Source organism: Kribbella sp. NBC_01505, from assembly GCF_045040285.1.
Lineage (GTDB): Bacteria > Actinomycetota > Actinomycetes > Propionibacteriales > Kribbellaceae > Kribbella.
Genome location: NZ_CP109425.1, coordinates 7,050,482 through 7,066,842, shown reverse-complemented (window position 1 = coordinate 7,066,842; position 16,361 = coordinate 7,050,482). Strand labels below are relative to the sequence as shown.

At 67.0% G+C, this 16,361-nt stretch carries 16 protein-coding genes; 9 read left to right on the top strand and 7 right to left on the bottom strand.

What is annotated here, in order from left to right; all coding sequences use genetic code 11:
- Positions 1-2: 2 nt before the first annotated feature.
- The 4 genes from OG474_RS33320 (at position 3) to OG474_RS33305 (ending at position 6,673) form a co-directional block, all read left to right on the top strand.
- Complete coding sequence (locus OG474_RS33320) at positions 3-2,819, top strand: carbohydrate-binding protein (RefSeq protein ID WP_405057577.1); 2,817 nt, start codon at positions 3-5, stop codon at positions 2,817-2,819.
- 23 nt (positions 2,820-2,842) lie between these two features.
- The gene (locus tag OG474_RS33315; protein ID WP_405057576.1) at positions 2,843-3,964 is read left to right on the top strand and encodes a ThuA domain-containing protein; all 1,122 of its coding nucleotides are present in this window, start codon (positions 2,843-2,845) and stop codon (positions 3,962-3,964) included.
- 1,042 nt (positions 3,965-5,006) lie between these two features.
- Entirely contained in the window at positions 5,007-6,503 is a 1,497-nt protein-coding gene (locus OG474_RS33310) for a S10 family peptidase (RefSeq protein WP_405057575.1), read from the top strand.
- Complete coding sequence (locus OG474_RS33305; RefSeq protein WP_405057574.1) at positions 6,500-6,673, top strand: hypothetical protein; 174 nt, start codon at positions 6,500-6,502, stop codon at positions 6,671-6,673. The genes OG474_RS33310 and OG474_RS33305 overlap by 4 nt, the downstream gene beginning before the upstream one ends.
- A 564-nt stretch (positions 6,674-7,237) precedes the next feature.
- Here OG474_RS33305 and OG474_RS33300 read toward each other — a convergent pair.
- From OG474_RS33300 to map, 3 genes are all read right to left on the bottom strand, one after another.
- Complete coding sequence (locus tag OG474_RS33300) at positions 7,238-8,686, bottom strand: DUF222 domain-containing protein (protein WP_405057572.1); 1,449 nt, start codon at positions 8,684-8,686, stop codon at positions 7,238-7,240.
- 509 nt (positions 8,687-9,195) lie between these two features.
- The gene (locus OG474_RS33295; RefSeq protein WP_405057571.1) at positions 9,196-9,579 is read right to left on the bottom strand and encodes a GNAT family N-acetyltransferase; all 384 of its coding nucleotides are present in this window, start codon (positions 9,577-9,579) and stop codon (positions 9,196-9,198) included.
- Positions 9,576-10,424: a type I methionyl aminopeptidase gene (map, locus tag OG474_RS33290; RefSeq protein ID WP_405057570.1), complete on the bottom strand. Its 849-nt coding sequence runs from the start codon at positions 10,422-10,424 to the stop codon at positions 9,576-9,578. Before map ends, OG474_RS33295 begins: the two co-directional genes overlap by 4 nt.
- 49 nt (positions 10,425-10,473) lie before the next feature.
- On the opposite strand from map, the gene OG474_RS33285 reads away from it, so the two are divergent.
- Entirely contained in the window at positions 10,474-10,671 is a 198-nt protein-coding gene (locus OG474_RS33285; RefSeq protein ID WP_405057569.1) for a hypothetical protein, read from the top strand.
- Between the two features lie 81 nt (positions 10,672-10,752).
- On the opposite strand, the gene OG474_RS33280 is transcribed toward OG474_RS33285, so the two are convergent.
- Entirely contained in the window at positions 10,753-11,379 is a 627-nt protein-coding gene (locus tag OG474_RS33280; protein WP_405057568.1) for a histone H1-like repetitive region-containing protein, read from the bottom strand.
- Between the two features lie 304 nt (positions 11,380-11,683).
- Here OG474_RS33280 and OG474_RS33275 point away from each other — a divergent pair, with 304 nt between their 5' ends.
- Complete coding sequence (locus OG474_RS33275; protein WP_405064641.1) at positions 11,684-12,376, top strand: helical backbone metal receptor; 693 nt, start codon at positions 11,684-11,686, stop codon at positions 12,374-12,376.
- A 63-nt stretch (positions 12,377-12,439) separates the two neighbouring features.
- Positions 12,440-12,616 carry a hypothetical protein gene (locus OG474_RS33270; RefSeq protein ID WP_165952739.1) on the top strand — a complete coding sequence of 59 codons (177 nt, stop codon included), beginning with the start codon at positions 12,440-12,442 and terminating at the stop codon, positions 12,614-12,616.
- A 27-nt stretch (positions 12,617-12,643) separates the two neighbouring features.
- On the opposite strand, the gene OG474_RS33265 is transcribed toward OG474_RS33270, so the two are convergent.
- Positions 12,644-13,141 carry an NUDIX hydrolase gene (locus tag OG474_RS33265; protein ID WP_405057567.1) on the bottom strand — a complete coding sequence of 166 codons (498 nt, stop codon included), beginning with the start codon at positions 13,139-13,141 and terminating at the stop codon, positions 12,644-12,646.
- A 90-nt stretch (positions 13,142-13,231) separates the two neighbouring features.
- On the opposite strand from OG474_RS33265, the gene OG474_RS33260 reads away from it, so the two are divergent.
- Entirely contained in the window at positions 13,232-14,134 is a 903-nt protein-coding gene (locus OG474_RS33260) for an aldo/keto reductase (RefSeq protein ID WP_405057566.1), read from the top strand.
- Here OG474_RS33260 and OG474_RS33255 read toward each other — a convergent pair.
- Positions 14,131-14,619 carry a VOC family protein gene (locus OG474_RS33255; protein WP_405057565.1) on the bottom strand — a complete coding sequence of 163 codons (489 nt, stop codon included), beginning with the start codon at positions 14,617-14,619 and terminating at the stop codon, positions 14,131-14,133. The genes OG474_RS33260 and OG474_RS33255 overlap by 4 nt on opposite strands.
- A gap of 59 nt (positions 14,620-14,678) precedes the next feature.
- On the opposite strand from OG474_RS33255, the gene OG474_RS33250 reads away from it, so the two are divergent.
- Positions 14,679-15,836 (top strand): alpha/beta hydrolase family protein, encoded by a 1,158-nt coding sequence (locus OG474_RS33250; protein WP_405057564.1) that lies wholly within the window; start codon positions 14,679-14,681, stop codon positions 15,834-15,836.
- On the opposite strand, the gene OG474_RS33245 is transcribed toward OG474_RS33250, so the two are convergent.
- Positions 15,833-16,309: a GNAT family N-acetyltransferase gene (locus tag OG474_RS33245; RefSeq protein WP_405057563.1), complete on the bottom strand. Its 477-nt coding sequence runs from the start codon at positions 16,307-16,309 to the stop codon at positions 15,833-15,835. The two genes, OG474_RS33250 and OG474_RS33245, sit on opposite strands and share 4 nt — an antisense overlap.
- Positions 16,310-16,361 lie beyond the last annotated feature (52 nt).

Here is a 16,361-nt window from a genome sequence, read left to right as displayed (position 1 = left end):
CCATGACCTCCAGAACTGTCCGGCGGATCTCCCTCGGGATCGCCGCCCTCCTGACCGCCGCGCTGGGTCTCAGCGCACCAGCTCAAGCCGGATCGACGATCCCGCCCGGCGACTACCAGCAGATCTCGCTCGCCAGCGGCGGGAACGAACTCGGCGAGGCGATGTCGCTCGCCGTCCTGCCGAACCGTTCCGTCGTCCACACCGCCCGCGACGGCTCGGTCCGGATCACCGATGTGAACGGTACGACGTCCCTGGCCGGCAAGCTCAACGTCTACACGCATGACGAGGAAGGCCTGCAGGGTGTCGCGGTCGATCCGAACTTCGCGACGAACCGCTTTGTCTACTTGTACTTTTCTCCTCGTCTGAGCACCCCGGACGGCGACGCGCCGACCGACGGAACGCCGGCCGACTGGGACGCCTGGAAGGGCGAGCTGCACCTCTCGCGATTCACCCTCGCGGCCAACAACACCCTCGATCTCGCCAGCGAGAAGATCGTCCTCCGGGTTCCGAACGATCGGGGTCAGTGCTGCCACGTCGGCGGCGATCTGGACTTCGATGCCGCCGGCAACCTTTATCTGACCACCGGTGACGACAGCAACCCGTTCCAGTCCGACAGCTACACGCCGATCGACGAGCGGACCAGCCGCAACCCGCAGTTCGACGCGCAGCGCACCTCCGGCAACACGAACGACCTGCGCGGCAAGGTCCTCCGGATCAAGCCGCAGGCCGACGGGACCTACACGATCCCGTCCGGCAACATGTTCGCGCCGGGGACCGCGCAGACCCGCCCGGAGATCTACGCGATGGGCTTCCGGAACCCGTTCCGGATGAGCGTCGACAAGGCGACCGGCATCGTCTACCTCGGCGACTACGGCCCCGACGCCGGCGTCACGAACCCGAACCGCGGGCCGAACGGTCAGGTCGAGTTCGACCGGATCACCGCGCCGGGCAACTTCGGCTGGCCCTACTGCACCGGCACGAACACGACCGACGAGACCTACAACGACTACCAGTTCCCGAGCGGCCCCTCGGGCGCCAAGTTCAACTGCGCGGCCGGTGCCACCAACAACTCGCCGCGCAACACCGGCCGGACCACGCTGCCGCCGGCCCAGCCGGCCTGGATCCGGTACGCCGGTGACGCCGGTACGCCGCCTGAGTTCGGCAACGGCGGTTCCGAGTCGCCGATGGGCGGCCCGGTCTACCGGTACGACGCCAACCTCAACTCGCCGGTGAAGTTCCCGGCCTCGCTCAACGGCCGCTACTTCGCCGGTGAGCTGGGTCGCCAGTGGATCAAGGCGATCGAGGTGACAGGCAGCGGTGGAGTCGGCGACATCGGTGCCTTCCCGTGGAACGGCACCCAGGTGATGGACATGGCGTTCGGCCCGGACGGCGCGCTCTACGTCCTCGACTACGGCACCGGCGGCAACAACCAGGCACTCTGGCGGATCGAGTACATCGGCGCCCAGAACCGCAACCCGGTCGCCAAAGCAGCCGGTACGCCGACCTCCGGCGGCCGTCCGCTCACAGTCGCGTTCTCTTCCGCGGGAAGCTCAGATCCCGAGGGCGGCGCGCTGACCTACCGCTGGACGTTCGGTGACGGCGGCACCTCCACGCAGGCGAACCCGTCGTACACCTACAACACCGCGGGCAACTTCACCGCGACCTTGACCGTGACCGACCCGACCGGATTGACCGGTACCGCGAACGTCCAGATCAGCGTGGGCAACACCGCACCGACCGTCAACCTGACCTCACCAGCCGACGGCCAGCTGTTCTCGTTCGGGGACACGGTTCCCTTCCAGGTGAGTGTCAGTGATCCAGAGGACGGGACGATCGACTGCACCAAGGTGAAGGTGACGTACTTGCTCGGGCACGACGTCCACCAGCACCAGATCACCTCGAAGAACGGTTGCAGCGGGTCGATCGCCGTACCGGTGGATGGTGAGCACGATCCGGCGGCGAACGTGTACGGCGTGTTCGACGCGGAGTACACCGACAACGGCGGGCTGACCACGCACAGCGTCCGCAAGCTGCAGCCGCGCCACCGTCAGGCGGAGCATTTCTCGGCGCAGTCCGGAATCACGCTGGCCGACCACGCGGCCGCCGAGGGCGGGAAGACGGCCGGGTACGTGGACAACGGCGACTGGATCTCGTTCACGCCGTACGCGGTCAGCAACGCGACGTCATTCACCGCACGCGTCTCGTCCGCCGGTCCTGGCGGCACGCTGGAGGTGCGCGCCGGTTCAGCTACCGGAACGCTGCTGGGTACGGCGAACGTCGCGCCCACCGGAAGCTGGGACACATTCGCGAACGTGTCCGCCAACCTGAACAACCGACCGGCCGGAACCACCACGCTGTTCCTCGTGTTCAAGGGCGCCACCGGTCAAGGAAACCTCTACGACCTGGATGCCTTCACGCTCAACACAAGCAGTTCGGGCGGGACCACGACCGAGGGTGAGGCGTTCACATCCCAGTCCGGCGTTCAGGTCGCTGCCCATGGTGCAGCCAGCGGTGGCGCGACGGTCGGCTTCATCGAGAACGGCGACTGGGCCGGGTACTCCGGAGTGAGCACGGCCGGCATGCACGGCTTCACCGCGCGCGTCTCGTCGGGCGGCGTCGGCGGCACCCTCCAGATCCGCGCGAACTCTGCGACCGGCACGCTGCTCGGATCGGTCGCCGTACCGGTCACTGGCGGCTGGGAGAACTTCCAGACCGTCTCGACCACGCTCAACGCCGCCGCGAGCGGGCCGCTGTTCCTGTCCTTCGTCGGCGGCGCCGGAAACCTGTACGACGTCGACACCTTCACCGTGACTCCCTGAACCGTGACTCCGAGGAGCTGGCCATGACTACTTTCACGCGTCGTACCGCACTGATCGCCGGTGGACTGCTGATCGCCGGCATGAACAACCTTCCCGCGTTCGGGGCGCCGTACCAGGTGCTGGTGTTCAGCAAGACGGCCGGATTCCGGCATGACTCGATCCCGGCCGGCATCCAGGCGATCCGGGACCTCGGTGCCGCCAACGGCTTCACCGTGACCGCCAGTGAGGACAGCAACGTGTTCACCGCGGCCTCGCTGGCGGCGTACAAGGCAGTGATCTTTCTGAGCACGACCGGGGACATCCTCAACGACACGCAGCAGGCGGCGTTCGAGGCGTACATCAACAGCGGCGGCGGGTACGTCGGCGTGCATGCGGCCGCGGACACGGAGTACGACTGGCCGTACTACGGTCAGCTGTGCGGCGCGTGGTTCCACAGCCATCCCGCGATCCAGCAGGTGACCGCACGGGTCGAGGACCGCACGCATCCGTCGACCGCGCATCTGGGGACGACGTGGGTGCGGACGGACGAGCTGTACAACTACCGCACCAACCCGCGGCCGAATGTGCACGTGCTGATCAACCTGGACGAGTCGACGTACACCGGCGGGAACATGGGCGATCACCCGATCGCTTGGTACCACGCGCAGGGATCCGGTCGCTCGTTCTACACCGGCTTCGGACACACCATCGAGTCGTACGCCGATCCGGCGTTCCGGCAGCACCTGCTCGGCGGCATCCAGTACGCCGCTGGTGCGGGCTCGGCGCCGCCGGTGATCCCGATCGAGGGTGAGGCGTTCACCTCGCAGTCCGGCGTGCAGGTGGCGCCGCACACCGGCGCCAGTGGTGGTCGGACCCTCGGCTACATCGACAACGGTGACTGGGCCGGGTACGCGCAGGTCAACGTCTCCGGCAAGACCAACTTCAGCGCGCGGATCTCGTCAGGCGGCGCGGGTGGGACCATCCGCGTCCGCTCGGGTTCGGCGACCGGGCCGGTGCTCGGGACAGTCGCCGTACCGGTCACTGGTGGTTGGGAGAACTTCCAGACCGTCTCGACCACGCTCACTCCGGGCACGGGTGCACTGTTCCTGACGTTCAGCGGCGGAGGCGGTTCGTTGTTCGACGTGGACAGCTTCACGCTCAGCTAACCCACCCAACGTCCGAAGGAACGGAGGGCGTGGTCTCCAGTAGTACGTGGTCGGCGTGTTTCCGGACGTTGTGCAGCTCAGTCAAAGCCTGTCAGCCGGAGGCGGGCGAATCGCGTCTTTGTGGAACCAAATGTCCGCCTGGCGGCCGCAACGTTCCACAAAGGCGAGCGGCACCGAGCTGCCTCCCAGATGCAGGTTTGCGGGGATCTGCTGTCACCCGGAGCCTGTTGCGATGGGTCGCGGTGGCTGGGCACTTTGGCTGGCCAGTTACCCCGCCTTCCCGAATGTGCTCGTCCCATCCCGCCGCTCGGATTCGGCCGGTGGGGCAGGCGGTGGCTGGTCGCCGCTGCGGCCGGTTTGACTGAGACGGGTGGCTGAGCAGGTCTATGGCTGAGGGGGATGGTTCGGTTGGTGACCGCGGTTCCCTGTTGCCTTGGGCTGTCGGGTTGTGGTTCCGCCGACGATCAGGAGGCTTTGTAGGTGACCCGTCGCGGTGGTTGCTGCCGGCAGAACCAGTTGGCCGAGGTGGTCCCGTCGGCGAGTGGACCCGGTGCCAGCCGCCAGCGGACCCCTCCGTGCTGCCCGAGTGAAGCCACCGTGCCGGCCGCGAGTGAAACCACCGTGCGAGTGCGAGGAGTGGGGCGTCGAGTGTGAGGAGTGTGTCGCCGGAAATCGATATCCGGCAGCACGGTCCTCACACTCGGGTGCTGATCGCAACGGTGGCCCCACTCGCCGGGGGCGGTCATGGCAGACTGGGGAACCTGACCTCCCGAAAACGACCAGTAAGACTCCCCAGCCCCGCTGGCCCGCGCCACCACTGGCGGCCGGAGACAACAAGTCGTGGCCGGAGACCTATGGCAACAGGTCTCCAGCCATCACAAGGTGTCTCACGCCACCACCGCCGACGCGAGACCGACCACCCGCCCGCTTCGCTGGCCGGTACTTCTTTCTGGGGATGGCGACCGGAACTTGCCGACTGCCGTCACCACCAGTGTCACCACGACTTCGGACGTTAGCGGTGGGGTGATCTAGGGTGCTGGGCATGGCGACGGACGAGAGCACCAAGGCGACCACCGAAGAGAAGCTTGTCCCTCAAGCGAAGAAGGCGGCCCCGCCGGTCGACGATCTGGTGGCGACCCGGCACACCCTGACGATCGGTGGGCGGGAGCTGAAGTACACGGCGACCACCGGGCGGATCGTGCTGCGGGAGGAGGTGCTGACCGACGGCAAGTTCGACGGGCACCAGCCGAAGGCGGAGGTGTTCCTCACCGCGTACACGCTGGACGACGCCGATGCGGCCGACCGGCCGGTCACCTTCGCGTTCAACGGTGGGCCGGGCTCGTCGAGCATCTGGCTGCACCTTGGGCTGCTCGGCCCGCGCCGCGTCGTCTCGGGTGACGCCGGTGCGCTGGCAGCGCCGCCGTACGAGCTGGTGGACAACGACGAGAGCCTGCTGCTGCACAGCGACCTGGTGTTCATCGACCCGGTCTCGACCGGGTTCTCGCGCGCTGTCGAGGGGCAGAAGCCCGGCGAGTACCACGGCTTCACGCGCGACCTGGAGTCCGTCGGTGAGGTCATCCGGCTGTGGACCTCACGCAACGGACGTTGGATCTCGCCCAAGTTCCTCGCCGGTGAGTCGTACGGGACGACGCGCGCGGCCGGACTGGCCGAGCATCTGCAGACCCGCTACGGGATGTACCTGAACGGCGTGATGCTGATCTCGGCGGTGCTGGAGTTCGGCACGCTCGACTTCTCCCCCGGCAACGACCTGCCGTACACCCTGTTCTTGCCCACGTACGCCGCGATCGCGCACTACCACGGGCTGATCCCGGACCGGACGCTCGAGGAGCTGCTCGCCGACGCCGAGCGGTTCGCGGCCGGCCGCTACCCGAATGCGCTTGCCCAGGGCAACCGCATCCCGGACGACTACCGAGCGGAGGTGGTGACCCGGCTCGCTGCGCTGACCGGGCTCAGCGAGGACTACATCGACCGGGTGGACCTGCGGATCGAGCACTTCCGCTTCTACACCGAACTCCTGCGGTCCCAGCGCCGTACGGTCGGTCGCCTCGACGGCCGCTTCACCGGCTGGGAGGCGGACTATGCCATCGATGCGAGCGGCAACGACCCGTCGTTCGCCGCGATCATCGGCCCGTACAGCGCCGCACTCAACCACTACGTCCGCGCTGAGCTCGGCTACGAGAACGATCTGCCCTACGAGGTGCTCAGCTCGGCAGCCGCGACGAACTGGTCCTACAAGGAGTTCGAGGGGCAGCAGATCACCGTCGCCGACAAACTCGCCGACGCCCTGCGCACCAACCCGCACCTCAAGGTCCACGTCGCCTCCGGCCACTACGACGGCGCCACCCCGTACTTCGCCACCGAACACACCCTCGCCCGCCTCAAGATCCCCCGCGAGCTGACGGACAACATCGAGGTCAAGTACTACCCCGCCGGCCACATGATGTACGTCCACGACGACTCCCGCATCCAGCAGGCAGCAGACCTCGCCGCCTTCATCGGAGCCTCCTCCAACCGGTGACCCGCACCCTGATCCGCCAGCCCACAGAGCTCGCCGTCCCGGCGTTGGATGATGACGTCGTGCTGCGTTCGCCGCTGGCGGCGGACACAGCAGCGCTGGGGCGGTTGTACTTCGCGAACCTGGGGTTGCGGCTGCGTCCGAGGCTGAGGCAGTTGACGAGATCCAACTGACGTTCGACGGCGGGTACGGCGTACTGGATGTGGCGGCAAAGTCAGCTCGCCTGGTTCGAGGATGAGCTGGCCGGCGCGGTTTGGTCGTGGAGCGAGCGCCTTGGCCGGATATACCGGATTGCCGGTTCATCATCGAACTGTTCACCGCACCGAGTTGGCGACGGGCGCGGACTGGCGCGAGCGCTGGTCGCCGCCAGCGCTCAAGCTTTCGACGGTCCGACCGCGCTCCGCGTCGCCGCCTATGCGGTGACTCGCCGCGGTGGTAACAGCCGGAGCTTGTTTGGGGTGGCGTCCGCGTCCGGGCGGATCCGCTCAGCTGCCCCGGAGGTGAGCTTGGATGCTGCGTCGGCGACCCGCCAGGAAGGTTGGGGAGTGCTAACCGCCCTCTGCGGGCGGAATCACTCCCCAACCCAGTGGGCAACCCGTTACCCCCAAGCCCAGTGGGCACCCCCCCCAAGCCACCCGCTTCAGCAGAACCGGCCGCAGCGGCGACCAGCCACCGCCCACACCACCGGCCGGATCCGAGCGACCGGATGGGAAGAGCGCCTTCGGGGCGGCAACGGTTTACGGGCCGGCGGTGGGGGCGGCGTTGGTTCCCCAGGGATCGAAATCAGCGGGCACCGACGACCTCAACCGGGCACTGAAAGCCTCACCGCGCGCGACCAGATCCGGACCAGGCCAGCCGGCCGGGAGCCTGCCAGGCTGTTCATGAACCGGGTCGACCATCACAGTGGCGCGACCACTCGAGGCCTGGGCAGGGGTCGCCCAGGCGATCGCAGCAGCCAGCACAGCGGGATCGGTCACCCGTGGCGGGTCGGCCCAGACCGGGCGGGTCACTTCCACGACCCCGCCGGTGATCGCGACCGACCACTGACCCGCATGCACAGCCCGATGATGAGCAGCACACAACAACACCAAATTCTGCAGACTCGTCGGACCACCATCAGCCCAATGGACCACATGATGGGCATGACACATCCACGGCGGCGCCTCACACACCACACACCCCTTATCCCGCTTGTTCAACACCCGCCGGATATACCGGTTCACGAACCGCTGCTCGCTACCGACATCCAGCGGCTGCGAATCCCCACCCAGCACAATCGGCAACACCGCGGCATCACACGCCAGCAGACGCACCGCCGAAGCAGACAAGTTGCCGCCGAAGACCAGTTCGCCGACCGCGCCCGCCGTACCGGTTCCAGCGTTGAAGGCTTCTGGGGCCTCGCTGAGAGCGGATATGAGGTCGCCGTAGTCGATCGTGACCGTCAGATGCGGAATTCCCGGGTAGTCGGGGTTTCCTGCGGCCGCGTCCAGGATCACTGCCAACGCGTCCGCCCGGCGCTCGTCCAGACACCGCGGATCACGCTCACCATCAACAGTCGTGTGCGGCTTCGACAAACCATGCAGCTGCGTCATGAGCTGTTCACCGACCGCACCCGGCAAGAACCCCGAAAACTTCACACCGCCGTCGACCTGCCGCACCCGCACAGACCGCTTCGCGTGGGCCACGTCCTCGGCCGGCTCGGCACCGTCGGTATCGAGCCTGGCGAGGACATCACGGCCGACAGCGGCGAGTTCGCGTGGATCGCGGTCGCGGGCCAGGCCGACCATCTGCTCCTCGGCCACCTCCAACGCCTCCACCGGAACCGCCGAAGGAGCCTTCTCCAACGTCTCGACGATCACCCGCCCCTGCGCGGGACGCAACGTCGCCGGACGGGCCGGGTCCGTGGGATCAGGCAACGCGCCAGCCACGACCGGATACCTGCCCAGAGCAGCAGCGAACGCGAGGTCTTTGCGGACCTCGGTCGGGACCAGCCGATACCGCGTCGACAAGAAATCGACCGTGTCACGGGCACCGAGCTCCGCTGCGGCACCCATCTCGTCCAGCCGCCCGCTCGCCTGCAAGATGAAAGTCTCCAGCATCGCCTTGGCGGCATGCGCGGCATCCAAACCGGACACCAACCCGCTGACATTCAGCGAGTACACCGCGGGCAACGCCAAGATCTCCATACCCCAAAGCATAACCACGACCACCGACACTTTTCGCCCAGAAAGCCCTTATATACAAGGGAAAGGTGTGGGCTACTCGGGGGCTGATTGCACACTCGACTTGCCCACACCCGGCGCGCCCGAAGGTTTCAGCCGAGCGGCCGAACGAGGTCTCGGTGCGGCTGAGCAGGGCCGCGGCCGACGGATGGCCGTCGCCAGGCGCGACGAGCTTCGGTTGCCGCTCGAGAAAGGGGCCACATGCAACGAACCTGTCTACCTCACACCTCGCTGGCGCCCGAAGCGTCGGAGGGTCCGACCGCCCGCGGTCTCACCGGTACTGAGTCCCCAGAACACGCCACCGAGCGTCCTGCCAAGCCCCACAGCGCGATCCGGGCGACCCATCACACCCACCAGCGCCTACCTCCGCCGTCGAACATCGTGTAGAGGTCGAACAGCCCCCGCGCGACACTCAAAGGCCGCGCTTGATCCCGCCCTCGTCTATCCGGGCAGTGTGACAGCTGACAGATCCGCTAGGGGTAGATGCGGAAGCCGGAGAAGGTCCGGTGGTGCTCGTAGGAGGCGTAGAAATCCTCGGCGGTGTCGGTGACCAGGTCGATGCGCTGCGCGCCGGTGAGGGGGTGCGCGAAGTCGATCAGGGCGCGGCCGACACCCTTGCGACGGTAGTTCACGTGCGTTGCCATCATCGACAGGTACGACGCGATGTGGCCGTCACTCAGCAGGTACGCGAAACCGATGACCAGCTCACCGTCGAGGGCGACCACGCTCGTCACACCCGGCGCGGTCAGCGTCGCGTGGGCGCGCTCGAGGTCGGCGCCGAAACTCGGCCAGCCCTCGGCCTCGCACAGCGAGACGATGCCGGCCAGATGCGCCTGCTCGTACCGCTGGATGTTCACGGCAGGGTGAGGATCTCGGCACCGGTGTCGGTGACGACCAGCGTGTGCTCAAACTGCGCGGTCCGGGACTTGTCCTTGGTGGTGGCGGTCCAGCCGTCGTCCCACAGGTCGTAGTCGTAGGTCCCGAGCGTCAGCATCGGCTCGATGGTGAACGTCATCCCCGGCTCGATGACGTCGTCGAACCGCTCGTCGTCGTAGTGCGGGATGATCAGGCCGGAGTGGAACGACGTCGCGATCCCGTGACCGGTGAAGTCGCGGACGACGCCGTACCCGAAGCGCTTGGCGTAGGACTCGATCACGCGGCCGATGATGCTGACCTGCCGGCCTGGCTTCACCGCCTTGATGCCACGCATCAGCGCCTCGTGCGTGCGCTCGACCAGCAGCCGGCTCTCCTCGTCGACGTCGCCGACCAGGAACGTCGCGTTGGTGTCGCCGTGCACACCGTCGAGGAACGCGGTGATGTCGACGTTGAGGATCTCGCCGTCCTCGAGCGGACGGTCGTCCGGGATGCCGTGGCAGATCACCTCGTTGACCGACGTGCACAACGACTTCGGGTAGCCGCGGTAGCCGAGCGTGGACGGATACGCGCCGCGCTCCACCAGGTAGTCGTGGCCGACGGCATCGAGCTCGTCGGTCGTCACCCCCGGCTTGGCGGCGGCGCCCACGGCCTGCAGCGCCTGCGCGGCGAGTTTGCTCGCCACCCGCATCTTCTCGATCAGCTCCGGGGCCGTGACGTACGACCCGTCGTACGGCGTCGGGGCCGGCTTGCCGACGTATTCGGGGCGCGGAATGGCGGCAGGAACTTCGCGGCGCGGCGAGATGGTGCCGGGAGTAAGGATCGACATGGTGGGAACATTCTAGTGAGCGCTACCAAGATCCCCGGGAGGTGGTCCCATGCCGAACAGCGACGATCACGAGAACGAGTGGTACTACAACACCAAGACCGGCGAGGTCGAGCCGTACCAGGGCGCCAAGTCCGGCGACCGGCTCGGACCCTACAGTTCGCGCGAAGAAGCCGCGCGGGCGCTGGAGATCGTCCAGGCACGCAACGAGGCCTGGAAGAACCAGGACCGCGACGACGAAGACGACTGATTCACCACACAGAAGCAGAACACACCGAAGGGCACCGCCGGATCAGATCTGGCGGTGCCCTTCGGGTTTCGGGTACTGAACTCAGCGCGCAGCGGCCTTGCGGGCCGGAGCCTTCCGCGCCGGTGCCTTACGGGCCGCGACCTTACGAGCCGGGGCCTTCTTGGCTGCGACCTTGCGAGCCGGAGCCTTCTTCGCCGCGACCTTCCGCGCCGGTGCCTTCTTGGCCACGGCCTTCTTCGCGGGGGCCTTCTTGGCGGCGACCTTCTTGGCGGGAGCCTTCTTGGCCACCGTCTTCTTGGCTACCGTCTTCTTGGCCGCGACCTTCTTGGCCGGAGCCTTCTTCGCAACCGTCTTCTTCGCAACCGTCTTCTTGGCGACGGTCTTCTTGGCGACGGTCTTCTTCGCGGCGACCTTCTTGGCCGGAGCCTTCTTCGCCACGGTCTTCTTGGCTACGACCTTCTTCGCCGGAGCCTTCTTCGCAACAGTCTTCTTGGCGGTGGTGGCCTTCTTCGCCGGGGCCTTCTTCGCCACCGTCTTCTTGGCGGCGGTCTTCTTTGCCGCACTCACCTTCTTGGCGACTGTCTTCTTCGCTGCAACCTTCCGCGCGGTCGTCGTCTTCGCGGCGGTGGTCTTCTTCGCGACAGTCTTCTTGGCGGGAGAAGCCTTTTTGGCTGTCGCCTTCCCTGCGGCTGCCTTCTTGGCTGGCACTTCTGCCTCCTTGTGCGGCTGAGGAAAACCACGGTGGATTCCTCGTCGTCACGATGATGGCAACACTTCGTGGCTTCGTAAAGCACCCGAAACACCTTGAGGTCAAGGCGACCGGCGGGGAAAGACCCGGCGAAATTACGAAAAGCGTTGTGCAGAAGGGTTTCCAACGCACCCCGCGGAGGCCGAAGGGCGGAAATAAATTCTTCACGACACGCGCACAAAACTCGTGTCGAACGGCCGTTTGGCACAGTGTTGTCGTTGGCAACAGCCTGGAACCGACCACTGCCGAAGGAGTGTTGAAGTGATGCGCGTGGTGAGTCTTGTGCCGTCGTTGACGGAGTCGATCGCGGTCACGCACGCACCTCTTCTGGTCGGTGCGACGGACTGGTGCACGCATCCCGCGGAGCTCGATGTGGTGCGCGTTCGCGGCACGAAGAATCCCGATCTCGAACGCATCGAAGAGCTCGCTCCGGATGTCGTGATCGCCAACGCCGAAGAGAATCGCGCGGTCGATCTTGACGCGTTGCGCGCCCGTGGTTTCCGCGTCTGGATGACGTCACCGAGCACGGTCGACGAAGCACTCGATCAACTCGACGAACTGCTCACCGCGATCACCGGCGACATCCCGCCGTGGTTGCACGACGCGCGAGCAGTGTGGAGTACGCCGTACTCGGGTCCGCGCCGTCGCGCCGTCGTACCGATCTGGCGGCGGCCGTGGATGGCATTGGGACGGGACACGTTCGCGGGTGATCTGCTGCGCCGAATCGGGATCGACAACGTGTTCGCGGATTCACCCGAACGCTATCCGCGCTTCGACCCGGAAACATTGCCCGAGTACGACGTCGCGGTGTTGCCGGACGAGCCTTATGCGTTTGCACCGGACGACGGCCCGGAGGCATTTCAGCAGCCCGCGAAGTGCGTCTCCGGGCGCCATCTGACCTGGTACGGGCCTTCTCTGGTCGAGGCGCGGGCGGTGCTCAGCGGACAGCTCGCGTGACGTACGACACGGTTCCTGCCGATTCAACTAGACAGTTAGGTTTGCCTCACCTACGCTCGCCTCGTGCCTGAAATGACCGCGAAGAAGAAGTGCTGCAAGGACAAACCGAGGTGTAAGAAGTGCCCGGTGGTCCTGAAGCGGCTGGCTGATGCCGGCTGCGCGGAGCGGCTCGACCGGGTGCACTACAAGGTCGACAAGAAGGTCCCGAAGAAGGTCCTCAAAGAGGCCCGCTCCCGGTAACCCCCTGTTCAGACGGTATCCCTCTGTTCAGGAGGCGCGTCGCAGCGTGATCGCGTCGGCCGCCTGACGGAGCATTCCGGGAATGGTGACGTGCGCGGCCTGGCCGGTCGCCTCGAGGTCGTCTCCCCACCACCAGCCGTGCGCGCTGATCGTCTGCAGCTCCAGCTCCTCCTGGTTCGCGAACGTGACGTCGACCGTGTCGACCGCGACCGCGAAGAACGTCTGCGCCTGAATCATCCGGGCGCCGCCCCACTCGAACTCGATCGTGTTCGTCGCCACCGGCGTCCCGAGCGCGTCGGCGGGCAACACGATGCCGACCTCCTCGCGCAGTTCGCGGCACGCGGCCTCGACGATCGACTCGCCGGTCTCGACGCCACCGCCGATCGTGAACCAGTACGGAACGTCGGGCTTGAGCGGGTCCCAGCCGTGCAGCAACAGCACCTTGCCGTCCGGACGCACCGGCAGCACACGAGCCGTCGTCCGGCGGACGACGGTACCTGGAGGTGGCAACCGAGATTCACTCACACCACAAAACGCTAGACGACTTCCCGCCACTCATGCCGCGCGATTCGGCGCGTCTCCCGAGTAGTTGCCCCAGACATCTACGATCGAGGTATGGGAGCTCGTATCGGTCTAGGCCTGGCGGCGCTCGGTCGGCCGGGGTACATCAATCTCGGTCATGACGACGATCTGCCGGCCGGACGGGCCGTCGCGGATCTGCGGCAACGCACGCACGAACTGCTCGAGCTGGCATGGAAAGCGGGTGTTCGCTACTTCGACGCCGCGCGTTCCTACGGGCTTGCCGAAGAGTTCCTCGGCGAGTGGCTGACTCCGGAACGTCGCGCCCAGCTGACCGTCGGTTCCAAGTGGGGCTACACCTACGTGGCGGACTGGCAGCACGACGCCGAGATCCACGAGGTGAAGGATCACGCGCTCGCCACGCTCGAACGGCAGTGGCCGGAGAGCGTGCAGGCGTTGGGCGGTCCGCCGGACTTCTATCTCGTGCACAGTCTGACGTCGGACAGTCCCGCGCTCGGCGACGAGAAGCTGCTGAACCGGTTACGCGAGCTCGCGGAGACCGGCGTACGGGTTGGTCTGTCGACGAGCGGGCCGCACCAGGCCGCGACGTTGCGGAAGGCGCTCGCGCTCGGCGGTCCGTTCACAGCGGTCCAGTCCACCTGGAACGTATTGGAGACCTCGGCCGGCGCAGCGCTTGCCGAAGCCCACGACGCCGGCTGGTTCGTGGTCGTGAAGGAAGCGGTTGCCAACGGCCGCTTGACCGCGAAGGCGGGCGAGACCCCGTTCAACGTCTTCGCCCGCAAACACGGCCTGGCTCCGGACTCACTCGCCATCGGTACGGCGGCCGCGCAGCCCTGGGCGGACATCGTGCTCAGCGGCGCGACCACCGCCGAGCAGCTCGAGAGCAACCTCGCCTCCCGCACCGACGGCCCGCTGGCCGAGTTCGTCCAGCAACCCGAGGAGTACTGGACCGAACGCTCCGCGCTGCCTTGGATCTAGCTCCGGCCACGCATCTCTACGGCGAACGACTCCTGCGCGATCTGCATCTTCCGACCCTCCTCCGGGTCGGCGAAGAGCTGGCCGATCGTCGCGGGATCGACGTCGGACAGGTGGGTCTGCAACCACCAGATGTTGCCGACCGGATCCTTCACGCGGCAGCCCCGATCGCCGGTGATCCGTGACTCCATCAGCTCGGTGATCACGGTGCCGCCGGCCTCCACCGCGCGGCTGCACGTGCTGTCGACGTCATCGACGTACACGCTCAGGAAGCTCGGCGTGATCGGCCAGTCCGGCTGCGCGTCGAAGGTCATCAGCACCGACTCCCCCACCGTGATCTCGGCATGCCCGATCGTTCCGTCCGGGTTCGGCCAGCGCCCCGACGCCTTCACGTCGAAGGTCTGCTCGACGAAGGCGAGGAACTGCTCGGCGCCGCGGACGACGACGTACGGAGTGACGGACGACTTACCACCCGGGTTCTTGGTCATGTCCACGATCCTCGCGGAGGTAGCGGCCAGGTGCTGTCCGCTTATGAAAGGGTGACCTCATGGCTCGGAGGGGTTTGCGGAAGATGCGGACCGGCATCGTGATTCTGGTGCTGCTGGTGGTCGTCGGTGGCGGTGGCTATGTCGGTTGGGTGCTGGTGCAGCGCTCGGAGCCGGTCTCGCTGCCGACGCCGACCGGGCAGCTGCAGGTCGGACGGCAGACGTTCGAGTGGACGGACGCAGGCCGGAAGGATCCGTACGTCGCCGGGCCGCGGAAGCTGGCGGTCTTCGTCTGGTATCCGGTGGCCAAGGGCGTGACCGGACGCAAGGCGGCTTATGCGCCCGGGCAGTGGAGCGGCCTGCAGGTGAAAGGGCCGGCCTCGATTCTGGAAGGGCCGGTCGACAGCTTGCAGGATCACGCACTGGATCACGCAGAGGTCGCGCCCGGCCGCTTCCCCGTCGTCGTGCTGATGCCCGGCATGGGACTGTCCGCGCCGATGTACGCGACGCTCGCCGAGGACCTCGCCAGCCACGGATACCTCGTGGCCGGCGTCACGCCGACGTACAGCGCGAATCTCACCGTGCTCGACGGGAAGACGATCGAGAGCATGCCGGCCGCGAACCCGCCCAACCTCGGCGAGAACTCGCCGGGCGCGATCCAGGCCGGTGACCAGCTGGTCGGATTCTGGGCCGCCGACGCACGGTTCGCGGCGACCCAGGTGGCCAAGGTGTTTCCGGACAGCGCCGACCCCGCGTTCGGGCCGTCGTACGTGGGGCATTCGTTCGGCGGCGCCGCTTCGCTGGAGGCCTGCCGGACCGATCCGCGCTGCGCGGCCGCGGTCGACCTCGACGGCAGCCAGTACGGCGAGGTCGTGAAGAAGGGTGTGCAGGCGCCGATCATGCTGCTCGGCGCGGACGACTCGTGTATCACCAGCGTCTGCGGACCGGATGCCAAGGGCGACACCGACCGCGCCCGCGCACTGTCGTTGCTCAAGGCAAGCACCAACACCTCGTGGTGCGCGACGATCCCCGACACCCGGCACTTCAACTTCACCGACTACGGCGCCTACTACCTCGCCTGGCCGCTGCGAAAGCGTCTCCCCCTGGGCAGCGTCGACCCACGCCACGCACTCACGCTGCAGAACGGCTACGTGAGCACGTTCCTCTCCCACGCCCTCCGCAACACCCGGGCCGCCGGCGCACCGGCCTGCGCCTCCTAGAGGTCGAGTTCGTAGGTTTGGCCGTGGAGGCTGTCGCCCCAGTCGCTGTGAGGTTCGGTGCTCGTGAGACGGAAGCCGCGGGCCAGGTAGATGTGGCGGGCGGCGACCAGGGGGTCGTTGGTCCAGAGGACCATCCGCTTGTAGCCGGCCTCGCGAGCGAAGGCGAGGCAGGTGTCGACCAGCTTGGCCCCGAGGCCGTGGCCGCGAGCGGCCGGAGTCAGCAGCAGTAGGCGCAGCTTCGCGGTGGACTCGCCGGGGCCGCGCACGCAGAAGACGCTGCCGACGCGCTCGCCGTCCACCTCGGCGATCCAGGCCGCTTCGCGACTGTCGTCATGATCGGTCGCGTACGCCGCGACGATCTGCGCGATGAGCGTCTCGTACGCGATCCCCCAGCCGTATTCGGCCGCGTAGGTCTCGCCATGCGACTGCACCACCCAGCCCAGATCGCCCGGCACACCCAGCTTCCTGATCATCAAGCCCGTCCAATCTACTGACACGACTGTTTCAGTACGCCATACTAAGCAG

What these genes read in the sequence shown, in the direction of transcription:
- OG474_RS33285 (WP_405057569.1), top strand. Translation starts at nt 10,474, where the DNA reads ATGCCGAACAGCGACGATCACGAGAACGAGTGGTACTACAACACCAAG.
- OG474_RS33315 (WP_405057576.1), top strand. Translation starts at nt 2,843, where the DNA reads ATGACTACTTTCACGCGTCGTACCGCACTGATCGCCGGTGGACTGCTG.
- map (WP_405057570.1), bottom strand. Translation starts at nt 10,424, where the DNA reads ATGTCGATCCTTACTCCCGGCACCATCTCGCCGCGCCGCGAAGTTCCT.
- OG474_RS33250 (WP_405057564.1), top strand. Translation starts at nt 14,679, where the DNA reads ATGGCTCGGAGGGGTTTGCGGAAGATGCGGACCGGCATCGTGATTCTG.
- OG474_RS33275 (WP_405064641.1), top strand. Translation starts at nt 11,684, where the DNA reads ATGCGCGTGGTGAGTCTTGTGCCGTCGTTGACGGAGTCGATCGCGGTC.
- OG474_RS33320 (WP_405057577.1), top strand. Translation starts at nt 3, where the DNA reads ATGACCTCCAGAACTGTCCGGCGGATCTCCCTCGGGATCGCCGCCCTC.
- OG474_RS33255 (WP_405057565.1), bottom strand. Translation starts at nt 14,619, where the DNA reads ATGACCAAGAACCCGGGTGGTAAGTCGTCCGTCACTCCGTACGTCGTC.
- OG474_RS33300 (WP_405057572.1), bottom strand. Translation starts at nt 8,686, where the DNA reads ATGGAGATCTTGGCGTTGCCCGCGGTGTACTCGCTGAATGTCAGCGGG.
- OG474_RS33310 (WP_405057575.1), top strand. Translation starts at nt 5,007, where the DNA reads ATGGCGACGGACGAGAGCACCAAGGCGACCACCGAAGAGAAGCTTGTC.
- OG474_RS33260 (WP_405057566.1), top strand. Translation starts at nt 13,232, where the DNA reads ATGGGAGCTCGTATCGGTCTAGGCCTGGCGGCGCTCGGTCGGCCGGGG.
- OG474_RS33245 (WP_405057563.1), bottom strand. Translation starts at nt 16,309, where the DNA reads ATGATCAGGAAGCTGGGTGTGCCGGGCGATCTGGGCTGGGTGGTGCAG.